Origin of the sequence: [Borrelia] finlandensis (genome assembly GCF_030438365.2) — a bacterium.
Classification (GTDB): Bacteria; Spirochaetota; Spirochaetia; order Borreliales; family Borreliaceae; genus Borreliella; species Borreliella finlandensis.
Map to the genome: position 1 here is coordinate 239532 of NZ_CP124070.1, position 14604 is coordinate 254135.

Annotated in this window: 12 protein-coding genes; 6 read left to right on the top strand and 6 right to left on the bottom strand. The window is 29.1% G+C overall.

The genetic code is table 11. The annotated features are described in order from the left end of the window. Positions 1-3 precede the first annotated feature (3 nt). On the bottom strand, positions 4-2010 hold the full coding sequence (locus QIA19_RS01720) for a hypothetical protein (protein WP_301365375.1): 2007 nt from the start codon (positions 2008-2010) through the stop codon (positions 4-6). A gap of 148 nt (positions 2011-2158) precedes the next feature. Between QIA19_RS01720 and lnt the strand changes: the two genes are divergently transcribed. Then, positions 2159-3724, top strand: coding sequence for an apolipoprotein N-acyltransferase (lnt, locus tag QIA19_RS01725; protein WP_301365377.1), 1566 nt, complete (start codon positions 2159-2161; stop codon positions 3722-3724). On the opposite strand, the gene QIA19_RS01730 is transcribed toward lnt, so the two are convergent. Together QIA19_RS01730 and QIA19_RS01735 are read right to left on the bottom strand one after the other, a co-directional pair. After that, positions 3664-4434: a hypothetical protein gene (locus QIA19_RS01730; protein WP_301365378.1), complete on the bottom strand. Its 771-nt coding sequence runs from the start codon at positions 4432-4434 to the stop codon at positions 3664-3666. The two genes, lnt and QIA19_RS01730, sit on opposite strands and share 61 nt — an antisense overlap. A gap of 63 nt (positions 4435-4497) precedes the next feature. Further along, positions 4498-5100: a deoxynucleoside kinase gene (locus QIA19_RS01735; protein WP_002663810.1), complete on the bottom strand. Its 603-nt coding sequence runs from the start codon at positions 5098-5100 to the stop codon at positions 4498-4500. A gap of 361 nt (positions 5101-5461) precedes the next feature. Here QIA19_RS01735 and QIA19_RS01740 point away from each other — a divergent pair, with 361 nt between their 5' ends. The 3 genes from QIA19_RS01740 (at position 5462) to QIA19_RS01750 (ending at position 9761) form a co-directional block, all read left to right on the top strand. Then, positions 5462-6226, top strand: coding sequence for an MIP/aquaporin family protein (locus tag QIA19_RS01740; RefSeq protein ID WP_301365380.1), 765 nt, complete (start codon positions 5462-5464; stop codon positions 6224-6226). A 42-nt stretch (positions 6227-6268) separates the two neighbouring features. After that, positions 6269-7774: a glycerol kinase GlpK gene (gene glpK, locus QIA19_RS01745; protein ID WP_301365383.1), complete on the top strand. Its 1506-nt coding sequence runs from the start codon at positions 6269-6271 to the stop codon at positions 7772-7774. Positions 7775-8177: 403 nt separating this feature from the next. Further along, positions 8178-9761 (top strand): glycerol-3-phosphate dehydrogenase/oxidase, encoded by a 1584-nt coding sequence (locus QIA19_RS01750; RefSeq protein WP_301365385.1) that lies wholly within the window; start codon positions 8178-8180, stop codon positions 9759-9761. An 86-nt stretch (positions 9762-9847) separates the two neighbouring features. Here the strand turns inward: QIA19_RS01750 and QIA19_RS01755 are convergent, their stop codons facing one another. The 3 genes from QIA19_RS01755 to QIA19_RS01765 are packed head-to-tail and all read right to left on the bottom strand — an operon-like array spanning position 9848 to position 11909. Further along, on the bottom strand, positions 9848-10342 hold the full coding sequence (locus QIA19_RS01755; RefSeq protein ID WP_002556843.1) for a YaaR family protein: 495 nt from the start codon (positions 10340-10342) through the stop codon (positions 9848-9850). After that, positions 10329-10883, bottom strand: coding sequence for a bactofilin family protein (locus QIA19_RS01760; RefSeq protein ID WP_002556844.1), 555 nt, complete (start codon positions 10881-10883; stop codon positions 10329-10331). Before QIA19_RS01760 ends, QIA19_RS01755 begins: the two co-directional genes overlap by 14 nt. After that, positions 10884-11909, bottom strand: a complete 1026-nt coding sequence (locus QIA19_RS01765) for a M23 family metallopeptidase (protein WP_008882330.1) — start codon at positions 11907-11909, stop codon at positions 10884-10886. A gap of 196 nt (positions 11910-12105) precedes the next feature. On the opposite strand from QIA19_RS01765, the gene rdgB reads away from it, so the two are divergent. Together rdgB and pepF are read left to right on the top strand one after the other, a co-directional pair. After that, entirely contained in the window at positions 12106-12711 is a 606-nt protein-coding gene (rdgB, locus tag QIA19_RS01770) for an RdgB/HAM1 family non-canonical purine NTP pyrophosphatase (RefSeq protein ID WP_008882676.1), read from the top strand. A 119-nt stretch (positions 12712-12830) separates the two neighbouring features. Continuing rightward, the gene (gene pepF / locus QIA19_RS01775) at positions 12831-14603 is read left to right on the top strand and encodes an oligoendopeptidase F (RefSeq protein ID WP_301365389.1); all 1773 of its coding nucleotides are present in this window, start codon (positions 12831-12833) and stop codon (positions 14601-14603) included. The last annotated feature ends 1 nt before the right edge of the window (position 14604 follow it).

Consider the following 14604-nt stretch of genomic DNA (forward strand, 5'->3'; position numbering starts at 1 on the left):
AATCTAATTAATAAAATATGCAAACTCCCCTCTTCCTGTCTGTTGATTTATATTTGCTTCAACAGATAAATTAAAATATTTATTAGGTTCTTGAGGGCCTGGATAATAATATTCCAACAAATAAGTGCCCGTTTTTTGTTCTAAAATTAAATCATAAACTTTAGATACACCTTCATAAGATGAAAAAGGAATTATGGCGCCACCGGTTTCATTAACTAAGTACTGAAGCTTGCTATTAATAGGATCATTACCAAATAGTATTAAGTAAAACCTTATATCATTATTTTTATAATAGCTTACTATTGTATCTAAAGAGTACTTTTCAAAAGCTTTACGATTTAAAATACCACCACTAAAATAAACTACTGCTCTTCTTGAGCTTTTTGACATAAGCCCAGAACCTGCCAACTTCAAACTAACGTCTGTTTTTACAGCATCTGTACTATAAGGACCAAGAGAACTTGTATTTCTAATGCTATTTGTCAAGCTTTCAATATTATCTATAATGGGCACACTTGTTGCATTTATAAAACTAAAGTTCTTATTTTTTGACAACTCTATTAAAGAATTTAAACCTACAATTTGATCTAAATCATATTTTTTCATATAAGAAGATTTATCAAAAACAACTGCTATATTAATGTCTTTTGAAGCATTTACATTATATGCTACCTTAGGATTGATAATGTAATAATTTTCATTTGAAATTGAAAAATTTTCACTTTTAAGCCCAACAACTGGTAATCCGCTTTTACTGCTAACATTAAGCTCAACGTAAATTTTAGGCCCTCCAAGCCTAACTATTCTTCTAACATCAACATTTAAACTGTCATAAAGACTTGCATCACTCTTGTAAACTGAAACCTTGGCATTATTAAAATCTGAGACAATCATCTGATTATTGGCATCCAAAATAGATGAAGAAATTTTAGAATTCATTTTATCTGCTTTTAAAATTTTTGTAATTGTCTTTTTAGCAATACTATATTTATAAACACCATCTTTTGAGGATACTATAACATTGTTGCCTACAAAATCACTACTAAGCCCCTCTATTCCCTCAATAGAAGTAAAAACTGAATACAAATGATTACCACTGGTATCAAAAACTTCAATGGTATTTCTCAGAGAATCTGCAACATAAATGTTTTCATTCAAATAAGTAACACCTGTGGGGCCTAAAAGGCCCTTATAACCTGAAGTCCCAGAACCAAAATGCAAAATAAAATCACCCTCAAGTCCAAATTTACTTACTCTTTTATTTCCCCATTCACTTACATAAATATAATTTCTCTTATCAATAGCCATATACTGAGGAGCAAGCAATTCGCCATCTTTTGTGCCTTTCTTTCCAATAGATTTCCTTTTAACTCCAAGAACTTTGTCATAAACACCAATTTCATCACTTGAATAAAGAGTCACATAAAGCAGATTATTAGCTTCAATAACATCATAAGGTGATTTTAAATAACTAAAGCCATCTTTAACTAAAGCATTAACATTATTATTAACATCAAAATACAATATTTCATTGCCTACAAAGTTAGCAGCGTAATATCCGCCGTACTTATCAGCCCTTAAAGATGTAATCTGATACCCATGTGGCCTTTTATAAATAGAATTATCAAGAGAAGCAACTTTTACAAGTTTTTTAAAATTAAGTTCATAATTTGAAAAAATACCTCTCCTTTGCTCAATAGTAGAAATCAAATGTCTAAGATAGGGAACCTTATAGCCTTGATCTTTTAAATTTCTCCATTCCATTAAAGCTTCTTCAACATAACCCAGTCTATAATAAACATTGCCAGTCCAAAAATGATAATCAAGATTATTAGGATCAAAGCTTAAAATTTTTTTAAAAGATAAAAGAGCATCATCGTAAATTCCATTATTATAAGAATTAAGAGCCCATTTAAACTCTTCCTGAGCATCTTTATTAGTAACTATTCCTTGGGCATGCAAACTAAAAATATTTAAAAAAAACAAACCAATAAAACCAAAAATTAACATAATCCCCTTTACTCTTTAAATACCTATTATAAGCATAACTTTTCCAAAAAAAAATACAAAAAAATTAATACTATCATATAAAATTATTAATGATAATGTTAAATATACTACACCATTATGTTACTAATAATAGTAAAAAAGAGGAAAAATGAAAACTAGATGCTTTTGCTTAGCCGCATTTTCAGGAATTCTTACAACACTTGCAATTCCAAATGAGATTAAAGAAACCGGATATTCAATCCTGGGATTTGTTGCTTATGTACCACTTTTTATAGCCTTAAACAAACTAGAAGATAAAAAAACATTAATGGGACTGACGGTATTTTACTTTATAATAGCCAACAGCCTGCAAAATTTTTGGCTTGGGTTTTTTCATGCATTTGGATGGATTACATTCATTGGAGTGATAATAGGGTACATTCCATATTCATTAACTTTAGGCTATTTCCTTTATTATTCTTTAAAAAGCTTTAAAAATAAAACGATGAGCATAACAATGCTTTTTACATTTTATGATTACTCAAGATCAATTGGATTTTTAGCATATCCCTGGGGGCTTGCAGCTTTCACCGTAAATAACTTCAATAATTTAATTCAAGTAGCAGACATTTTTGGTGTATTTTTTGTATCATTTGCAGTCTACTTTTTAAACTCGGGAATTGTAGACTTTCTAATCCACAAAAACAAAACAAATTTGCTAAACATAGCATTTCCAACATTGCTAATAACAACATCTTTTACTTACGGAATGATCAAAAAAATTGAGCTAAAAAACTTATTAACAAAAGAAATAGACAGTCTAAACATTGCAGCTATTCAGCTTAACACTGATCCATGGTTGCCAGGAAATGACAAAAAAGGAATAAGAGATTCTATTGAAATTACAGAGCAAGCCTTAAAAGAAAATCCAAAAATAGAATTTGTAATCTGGAGCGAAGGGGTACTAACCTACCCTTTTAGCAAAGAAGATCAACACTTTAAAAGCTCTGATTTGCATAATGAGCTTAAAAATTTTATAAAAGAACACAAAATCCCATTTGCCATTGGGGCTCCCTCAAATTTGGACAAAGCCATGGGGATTCAACAAAATTCTATTTATATGATAGAGCCAAACCTCAACATTGCAAACATATATTCCAAAATATTCTTAGTCCCTTTTGCAGAAAAAATTCCATTTTACGAATATAAATTTGTAAGAAACTTTTTTTTAAAAAACTTTAGAATCTTGGGACAGATTGAAGGAAATAAAATTGAAATATTAAAATTGAAAAAGTTTAAATTTGCTCCTTTAATATGTTATGATGATGCATTTCCAGAGCTTTCAAGGTTTTACAAAACCCAGGGCGCTAATATATTAGTAAATTTTTCAAACGATTCTTGGTCAAAAACAAATTCAGCAGAATGGCAACACTTTGTTGTGGCTAAATTTAGAAGCATTGAAAATGGAATCAAAACTATTAGAGCTACAAACTCAGGAATTACTGCAACCATCAACGAATATGGAGAAACCATTAAAAAACTGGAAACTTTTAAAAAAGGATACCTATTATCAACCGTAAAACTGTCCCCAACGTTTACAACCATTTATGAAAAAATTGGAGACTCGTTTATACATATATTAGTGATGATGTTTTTAATCACAACACTAAGATTTCAATTTATGGAAGACAAAAACCAATTATTATCATCCTCTGTAGTAAAAATTAAAGTTTGACGTTCTTTCCAAAATGGAAAATTTTTAGTAACATCATTTTTTTTGGCATTAACATTAACAGCAAAAGAAGTATCGTTGGATTTTGAAATTTTTAAAGACTTTAAATCGTAATAATCATCAACTGACAGATACTCTAACTCATCAACATCGGCCTTAGATGAAGCACTTGACAAAGTTGATATAAAATCATTTTTTGATTCAAATTGACCCATAACATTAACTTTATCCGCAATAACTGAATCAAACAAGTCAAAGTTCCTAGAAATTAAAGCTCTTGCAAACTTTCCAAATTGAAACTTAATAATTTTATCTTGATTTTTGCTTCTCTCTCTTTGAGCAATATATTCTATTTTAGGAGCATTTGTAAAATCATTGATTTCTATTTTTTCGTGCACTATTCCAGGTACTTCCTCAAGCTTAATATCCTCAAGCATAACAACCTTAGGATTGTCATCTTTAATCCTAGCATCAAGCTCTTTAACTGCAAGCTTGATATCAAATCCCTTTTTCAAATCTGGATAAATCTTTAAAGCTTTTACTTGAAAAAGCTTTCCTTTTTTAATTTTACCAACGTTTATATATCTTTGACCAACCTCATAATAAAAAATAGCAAGTTCTTTTTGCTTATCAATATAAGAAGAACTACCTTGAGCAAATAAATTCAAAAAAACAAAAGAACATAAAATATATAGAAGAAATAATCTTCTCATAAGAACCTCCATTAACACTCAACCTTAAAATAAAACAAAAGAATGTCAATCTACTATAAATAATTATAGTACAAGTTTATCTCTAATTAAAGAAATCACTTTATTCCTATCTTCTTCGCTAAAAATATTTATATTATCGTAAGAAAATTTTATTTTTGACGACAAGTTGTATTCATCATACCACTTTAAATATTTCCTATTAAGACCCTCAAGATAATCTCTGGGAATATTCATTTCAAAGCTTCTATTTCTATTTTTAATTCTGCGCTCAACTTCATCAATACTACAATCAAGATAAACAAGCAAACTTGGTCGCTGAGAATGTTCAAGCATATTATCAAGAAGATCGATATATATTTTATATTCCTCATCAGAAATATGCCCATCACAATTTAAAAGAGACGCAAACACACAATCACCATAAATAGATCTGTCTAATATGCCCCCTTTTGTTCTAAATACACCTTTTATTAATTTAAATCTCTCATTAAGAAAATTAATTTGAACTGGAAATGCCCATCTGGATTTATCTTTATAAAATTTGTCTAATACAGCTAAAGTAAAATCATTATTCAGTTCACTGTAAAAAGGAACTTCCAACTCCTTTGATAAAATATTTCCAAGAGTAGTTTTTCCTACCCCAATTAAACCTTCTATTACAATCACCAAGTCTACCTCCAAAATAACTTAAATAAATTCAAATATAAGCTAAAAAAAGAATTACTAACGAACAAAACTTCATTAATGAAAAAATCCAATGTAAAAATTTTAATATAAAATAAAAAATCCTTAAACAAATTTTAGAAAAGAAATTCATAATTTAAAAATTAAAATTCCTAAATTATTGACATTAATCTTAATTAAAAATAAGATATTAAATATAATTTTAATAAAGCTTTTATTAGAAAAATTAATTTTTTTTAATAAAAGAGACTAAAATAAAAAAATTCTAACCATCTTGCAAAAAACAAAAATTAAAACTTCTTAATAAAAAATAAAATAGTTATAAAGATAAGGAGATATAATTATGAATTATACAAAATTCCAAGAATTTATATCGGAATTTTTGGGAACATTTATCCTATTGGCTCTAGGAACTGGATCTGTTGCAATGACAGTATTATTTTCCTCAAGTCCCGAAATACCAGGAGAAATAATAAAAGGAGGATATACAAATATAGTATTTGGATGGGGATTGGGTGTAACGTTTGGTATTTACACAGCAGCAAGAATGAGCGGAGCACACCTAAACCCAGCTGTTAGCATAGGATTAGCAAGTGTTGGAAAGTTTCCCGTTTCAAAACTTTTACATTACATTGTAGCGCAAATATTAGGAGCTTTTACAGGTGCATTAATGACACTTGTCGTATTTTATCCTAAATGGATAGAAATGGATCCTGGCTTAGAAAATACTCAAGGAATAATGGCAACTTTCCCTGCTGTTCCTGGATTTTTGCCTGGATTTATTGATCAAATTTTTGGAACTTTTTTGCTAATGTTTTTAATTTCTGTTGTTGGAGATTTTACAAAAAAACACAGCGACAATCCATTTATTCCTTTTATTGTAGGAGCAGTGGTTTTATCAATAGGAATAAGTTTTGGGGGAATGAACGGCTATGCTATTAATCCTGCAAGGGATCTGGGACCAAGAATTTTGCTCTTATTTGCTGGATTTAAAAATCACGGATTTAACGATCTAAGTATAGTTATTGTACCAATAATTGGCCCAATAATTGGAGCAATTTTGGGAGCTACAATTTACGAATTTACACTAAAAAATAACAAAGACTAAAAGAAAAAATATTTATCTTTATTAAAGAAAAAAGGAAAAACTATGAAATACATTTTATCTATTGATCAAGGTACTACTAGCTCGAGAGCAATGGTATTTGATAAAAATGCAAACATAAAAGGGTTTGCTCAAAAAGAATTTACTCAAATTTATCCACAACCAAGTTGGGTGGAACATGATCCTACAGAAATATGGGGCTCACAACTTGGAGTTATAACAGAAGCTATGGCAAATGCAAGAATTTTGCCCAACGAAGTTGATGCTATTGGAATAACTAATCAAAGAGAAACTACGGTTATATGGGAAAAAAATACAGGAAAACCCATCTATAATGCAATAGTATGGCAAGACAGAAGAACTGCAAAAATTTGTGACCAATTAAAAAAAGAAGGAAAAGATAAAATTATTTTGGAAAAAACAGGCTTGGTGCTAGATTCTTATTTTAGTGGAACAAAAATAATGTGGATATTGGATAATGTAGAAGGCGCCAGACAAAGAGCTGAAAATGGCGAATTATGCTTTGGGACAATAGATACATGGATACTGTGGAATCTGACTCAAAAAAAAGAACATGCAACTGACTACTCTAATGCTTCAAGAACATTATTATTAAACATTAAAACATTAGAGTGGGATGATGAGCTTTTAAGCATATTAAATGTTCCAAGAGCAATTTTGCCTGAACTTAAAGAAAGTTCTACAATATATGGCAAAACAGACAAAGCACTATTTGGAGCAGAAATTCCTATTGCAGGAATTGCTGGAGATCAATTTGCAGCAACATTTGGACAAGCCTGCCTTAAAAAGGGTATGGCTAAAAACACTTATGGAACTGGTTGCTTCTTAACGGTCAATATAGGAAAAGAACCAATCATTAGCCACGACAAGCTTTTAACTTCAATTGCATGGGGAAGAAAAAAATCTGTAACTTACGTTCTTGAAGGAAGTGTTTTTATTGGAGGAGCTGTAATCCAGTGGCTAAGAGACGGTCTTGAATTTTTCAGAAAAAGCTCAGATGCAGAAGCTTTAGCAAGCTCTGTCTCAGATAATGGTGGAGTTTATTTTGTGCCAGCATTTGTTGGGCTTGGTGCACCTCACTGGGATTCTTATGCAAGAGGAACAATCATCGGAATAACAAGAGGCTCAACAAAAGCTCACATTACAAGAGCTGCTCTTGAGAGTATCGCATTTCAAAGCTTTGATATACTAAATACCATGAAAAAATCCATTCCCAACTTTGAAATTCAAGAATTAAGAGTAGACGGGGGAGCAAGTCAAAACAATCTATTAATGCAATTTCAAGCTGATCTTTTAGAATGCAAAGTTGTAAGACCAAAAATAACAGAAACAACCGCTCTTGGCGCTGCTTATCTTGCAGGACTTGCAACAGGTTATTGGCAAAGTGCCGAAAAAATCATAAGCCTTTGGCAAGTAGACAAGATATTCGAACCTTCAATGCCAAAAAATCAAAAAGAAAAGCTTCTTGAGAATTGGAACAAAGCAGTTGGAAAAGCAAAATCCTGGATACAGAATTCTCATAGTTCATAAAAGTTCAAAACAGAGCTTTAAGATTATAACAAAAATATACTGGTAACAAAATTATGCATAATTTATTTGATTTTTTAAAACTAAAACAACATATAATAAAAATGTTTGGCAAGCAAATAAATCAATTATACAAACGGCTCTTAATTAAATTTTTTCATCGATATCTATTAATATTGTGCATGTATTCAAAAAATAAACTGTCTAATCCTTTCAAAAAGGTAAAATTCATTGGAACAATACAAAAAATGATTAATAATATATTAAATCTAAAGAAAAATCACAAAAAATTGAAAAATTTACCAGCGCAATTGGTCTATAGTGCTATTCAATAAAATTAAAACAAATGGACTTTTCGAATTTCTTCAATCTAGTATTTAACTAAAAAGAAAAGAAATTAACCAAAATGGAGGAATATTTAAATTTCATGAATAATAACAAAGAAACAAAATTAAAAGATCTTGAAAATCAAGAATTTGATCTTATAATAATTGGAGGAGGCGCAACAGGTCTTGGCATTGCGGTGGACGCAATTACAAGGGGGTATAAAGCAATACTTATAGAAAAATTTGATTATGCAAAAGGAACTTCCTCTAGATCAAGCAAATTAATTCACGGTGGAGTAAGATATTTAGCCCAATGGAATATTTCTTTAGTTAAAGAAGCTTTGCACGAAAAAGCCATTCTTGAGAAAAATGCACCCCATTTAATTAACGAATGTGCACTTATCACGCCTATTTATAATGTTTTAGAAATACCTTATTATTATTTTGGATTAAGTTACTACCACAATCTTATGGGTAAAGAAAAAACTACCAAATACAAAACTAAATTACTATCCAAAAAATCTACCATTGAAAAAGCTCCCAATATTAAAACAGAGGGCCTTAAATGCTCTGTTCTATATTACGATGATTCATTCGATGATGCTAGAATGGCAATAACATTGTTAAGAACCTTTACCGAAAAAGGAGGCATTGCCCTTAACTATACAGAACTTAAAAAATTCAACAAAGAAAACGGAAAGCTTTCGGGGGTTCTAATACAAAATAAATTGTCAAAAGAACAAATTTCATTAAAAAGCAAATGCATAATAAACGCAACAGGAATATTTTCAGATAAAATAAGAAGGTTGGATGATGAAAAAGCCTTAAACATCATTAAACCTTCCCAAGGTAGCCATTTAATAGTCAAAAAAGACAAATTTCCCAAAAATCATGCAATACTAATACCTAAAACTAGTGATAATAGGATTTTATTCGCTATTCCTTGGCATGATAGTGTTGTTTGTGGAAGCACTGATATTCCAATAAAAGAGATAGAAGAAGAACCTAAAAGATTTGAAGAAGAGATTGACTTTATAATAAATAATTTAAATAACTATTTAAATATTAAAATAGAAAAATCAGATGTAAAAAGTGTATATACCGGAATAAGGCCATTAATAATGGATCCAAAAGCTCAAGGAAACACTTCAAAAATCTCAAGAAACGAAAAAATATTTATATCAGATTCAAATCTTATTACAATAGCGGGGGGGAAATATACCACATATAGAAAAATGGCAGAAAAAACCTTGCTTAAGGCCATAGAACAAAATTTAATACCAAATTGTGCACCAACTACAGAAGATTTAAAGTTGCACGGCTATCTTAAAAAAGAAGAGGCAATGAAAATTCCTGAACCTTTTAGAGCTTATGGCAGCGACTTTGAAATTTTAAAAAATATGGAGGGTTTTGACAAAAAAATACACGAAAACTTGGATTTAAATGAAGCTCAAATAGATTTTTCAATTAAATTTGAACAAGCCAAAACTATTGAGGATGTTTTAGCAAGAAGAACAAGATCACTACCTTTAAATCCTCAAGCTACAATTGAGGCTGCTCCAAGAGTTGCTGAAATAATGATGGAAAAATTAAATAAATCTGAAGAGTGGAAAAATGAACAAATAAAAAACTTTTTAGAAATAAGTAAAAAATATTTAATTTAAAATTAATTTTTATATTAAACAAAGGGATTGTTTAACAATCCCTTTTAATTTTAAAACCTAAAACATTAAAAAGTCTTAAACCCAATTCACATTAGCAAATTCACAAGCAAACCCTGAATCTCTTCAATGCTATCCAAAAGTTTAATCTGAGTCATTTGATTTTGTAAAACAGAATAAGCAAGTTTGTCTAACTTGTCGTTAATAATCTTAATAATTCTATACTTGGGACGCTTGGGATCTCCCAAATTTCCCCCTTTTTGCTCTTTCAAACAAACAGAAGATGATATAATAATGGATATAAACTCTGAAATAACTTTTTTGTAAAAAATAACATTTTGTCTGGAAGGCTCACTCAAGAGTCTCTCACCAGTCTCATTAATTCCATCTAACATACTTTTAATTAAATCAAGATTAAATTCTCCATTTTCAAGTAAAATAAAATGCTTATCCTCTTTGACACTTTCAGCCTGAAACATCGAAGAAAAAAGATTGTTCTTATCAAAAGATACCTTTTTGCCACTTTTTTTATAATCTTTTGAATTAAGATTTAATGCCCCAGCAATTAAATTATTTACTTTCATCTATTTTGTTCACAACGCTTGAAAAATATTTATCATCTTTACCTTCTAAAAGTTGAAAAGACTTTTTTTCTTCTTGATGCACCTTATTGATTTCAATTAAAAGATCTTCATTAACCTTGTAAGAACCAGTATAAAAAAATGTATTTCTTTCAGGAGCTCTAAGATACTCAGCGCCAATATCCATATACCCATCAATAATAGCGCCCTCTTCAACTTCAATTGACTTACAAGAAATATTTCCAATAACACACCCTGATGCAAATATTTTAATCTTGCTTTTAGCATAAATATTGCCCACAACCATTCCAGAAATAACAAGTTCATTAGCATCAATGCTAGATTTAACCCTACCACTCTCCCCAATAATTACCCTTTTAGTAGAGCTAATGGTGCCTATAAAATCACCATCAAGCCGAATAAAATTATTTGAAACTAAGTCTCCTTTAAAAAAATCACCAACGCCCACTATTGTTTTTATTTCATCAAAAATAAACAAAGATGGGGCTTTTCTTTCTTTTTTTACAGTCAAAAAATTTAACATCTATTTTGAAGCTCCTGTTGCTAAATTTAAATACATATCGGGATTAATAACTTGAGAGCCTACACGAACCTCATAATGAACATGAGGACCTGTTGCATAACCTGTCTGCCCCATAAATCCAATTATCTGCCCCTTTTTAACATAAGACCCTTTAGAAGTATTAAGCCGCGACATATGCGCATAAAGGGTTGCAAGTCCATACTTATGCTTAATTTGAACAAAATTACCATAGCCTGCTGACTGATAACTTGCCCTAACAACCTCCCCATCAGCAGTTGCAACAATAGGAGTTCCAATTCTAACTCCCCCAAGATCTATGCCTTTGTGAATATACCATTGCCTAGTAAAAGGCTCAATAGCAGGACCAAAATGCAAAGTAATAATTCCAGATCCACCCGCAAGAGGCCAAAGAGAAGGAATATCATTTAAAAGCTTGTCTTGGGCGTGCAAGACTTTAACTATGCTTTTAAGAGGAGGAATTGAACTTTCTATTTTGCTTTTAATATTTTTAAGATCACTAAGCTCTTTTATTGAATTAGCTTCTAAAATTTGCAAATCAATAAAATCAGAAAGATCTCCATCTAGTTTATTTTTATTTAAATCAACACCATTAGAATTGATTTTTAAAGAAGTTTTAAGCTCATCTAAAACTTTAGAAAAATTTTTTGCAACAGAATTAATTTCTACAACTGTATTTCTAAAATCTTCAATCTCAGATTCTGCTAAAGAGTAATTTTTCTCTGTAGACTTCACAATTGATGAGAGAGTAACATAATTAACAGCAAGTAAAACAAACCCTATAAAACCGCCTAAAAAAAAAGTAGAAAAGAAAAATAAAGTCAAAAAAGAAATTTTAATATTTTTAACATTCCCTTTAACATGGGGAATAACAATAAAACTAATATTTTGCTTAAAAAAAGAATGTATAACTTTAAGGGCTATAAACAAAGAATTATAAATAGCTAAAAAAAACTTTAAAATTCCTTTAAAACCCAAAATAATCTTAAATCTAATTCTTTTCTTCATAACAAACCTTACTAAAAATTACCATGATCAAACAAGAAAATTAAAAATTTATTTTAACACCTTAGACAAAAATCCAAATTTTTTCGATAAAAACCTAGCAAAAAAATACTTAACAAATACACAAAATTAAAGAGAATAATACTTAAAACCAATATAATTATACAATTAAACTCATAAATACTTTATTATTATATAGATGAAAACACTATTTTTTGCAACAACAAATGAAAATAAAATAAATGAAGTAAAAAACATATTAGATATACCTAATTTAAACTTAATAGTCCCTCAAAATTTTAACATAAAAGAAACAGGAAAAACATTTAAAGAAAATTCTTTACTTAAAGCAAAAGCACTGTTTGAAATTTTAAATAACAATCAAAATGTTTTCGGAGAAGATTCTGGGCTGTGCATTGAGGCACTAAACTTGGAACCGGGAATTTACTCTAAAAGATATGACACTTATAAGCTATGTAAAAAATTAAGCACTAATGAAAAAAATCAACTAATTTTAGACTTAATGAAAAATGAAAAAACCAGAAAAGCATATTTTATATGCAACATAAGCTATATATCAAAAAATGGGCAAATATTAAATTTTGAAGGAATTATTAAGGGAAAAATTGCCTTAAGCTTAAATGACAAGAAAAACTATGGATTTGGGTATGATTCAATATTTTTAACTAAAAATAATAAAAAGCTTAGTGACCTAACACTTGAAGAAAAAAACAAAATATCCCACAGAGGAATAGCATTTTTAAAATTTAAAAAATTTTTACTAAAATCTTTATTCAATAGTTAAACTTAAAGGCTTTTTATATATAAAGTTTAGACTTTATTGTAAAATAAAAAGCACAATGTTTATAAAATTTCAACTTATTATTTCTTTTCAAACAATAAAAAAAGGAAGGGGAGAATTTAGTGATAAATAGAAATGAAATCAATGAGAATGATAAATGGGATTTATCTTTTCTATTTGCAAATGAAGAAGAATATGCAAAAGCAATCAATGCTATTGAAATTAAAACCAAAGAATTTAAAAAATATGAAAAACTGGAATTAAATTTTGATTTATTTAAAGAAACTTTAAACAAATACTACGAAATCATAGAAGATTTAGAGAAAGTCTCTTACTATGCAATGCTTCAATTAGAAACAGATGTAACCAATAAAGATTCAAATAAAATATATTCTATATGTGTCAATATAGCTACAAAAGTATCTAATACTACATCATACTTTATGCCTAAAATACTAAAAACAGATGAAAAAAAAGTTCAAGCCTGGATAAATGATCCAGAGCTTAAGGATAAAAAAATTGCAATTGAAAAAATACTAAGAGAAAAAAAACATATTTTAAGCGAACAAGAAGAAAAAATACTTGCTAACTACACCCCTCTTTACTCATCTTATCAAAGCATATTCTCAGCATTAACAAATGCTGATATGGAATTTGGAGAAATTAATAAACAGCCTTTAACCAATTCTACCTACACACTATTTTTACAAAACGAAGATCAAAAAATACGAAAAGAAGCCTTTTTAAGATTTTATCAAAAATACAAAAATAATGAAAATACACTTGCTAATCTTATTATTTCAGACTTTAAGAAAAATCACTTTATTGCAAAGACAAGAAAGTTTCAAAATACTTTTTCAATGCAACTCTTTTCAAACAATATTGATAAAAAAGTTTATACAAATTTAATCGAAACTGTCAATGAAAATTTATCTGTGCTTAACGACTATTATGAGTTTAGAAAAAAAGTCTTAAACCAAGAATATTTATATCACTACGATGTTTACGTACCATTAACAAAAGGAATAACATTTAAAAATTCATTTGAAGAAGCTTGTAAGAAAATATTAAAATCTTTAGAGGTACTAGGAAATGAATATACAAAAATCTTAAGAAACGGTCTTTTAAAAGAAAGATGGGTTGATAAATACGAGAATACTGGAAAAAGATCGGGGGCTTTTAGCGCTGGATCATACAACGGAAAGCCTTATATACTTCTTAATTACAAAGACGAATCAATAAGAGATATGTTTACGCTTGCACATGAAGCAGGACATTCAATGCACTCTTACTTTAGTATAAAAAACAACCCATTCCCGCACTATAATTATTCCATTTTTGAAGCAGAAATAGCATCAATAATCAATGAACAAATATTGGCAGAATATTTGCTTAAAAACGAAACCGATACTAACAAAATAAAATATATAAAACTAACACAAATTGATGACATGATTTCAACATTCTTTAGACAAACAATGTTTGCTGAATTTGAGTACATTATTCATGAAATGATTAGTAAAGAAGAGCCTGTAGTAAAAGAAACACTAACAGAAACTTATATGAATTTGTTAAAAAAATACTTTGGACCTAGTCTAAAATTTGATGAATTAAGTCCCCTTGAATGCCTTAGAATTCCCCACTTTTATTCACCCTTTTATGTGTATCAATATGCTACAGGCATTGCAGCTGCTCTGTCAATATATAAAGGCATTAAAGAAAATAAAAAAGATGCAGTAGAAAATTATATAAAATTTTTAAAAACAGGTGGTTCTAAATATCCACTAGATTCCTTAAATATTACCGGAGTAGATTTAACAAAAAAAGCAACAATAGAAAACACTATTAACATTTTCAAATGCAGACTTGAAGAGATAAAGAAAATATTCCAATAAA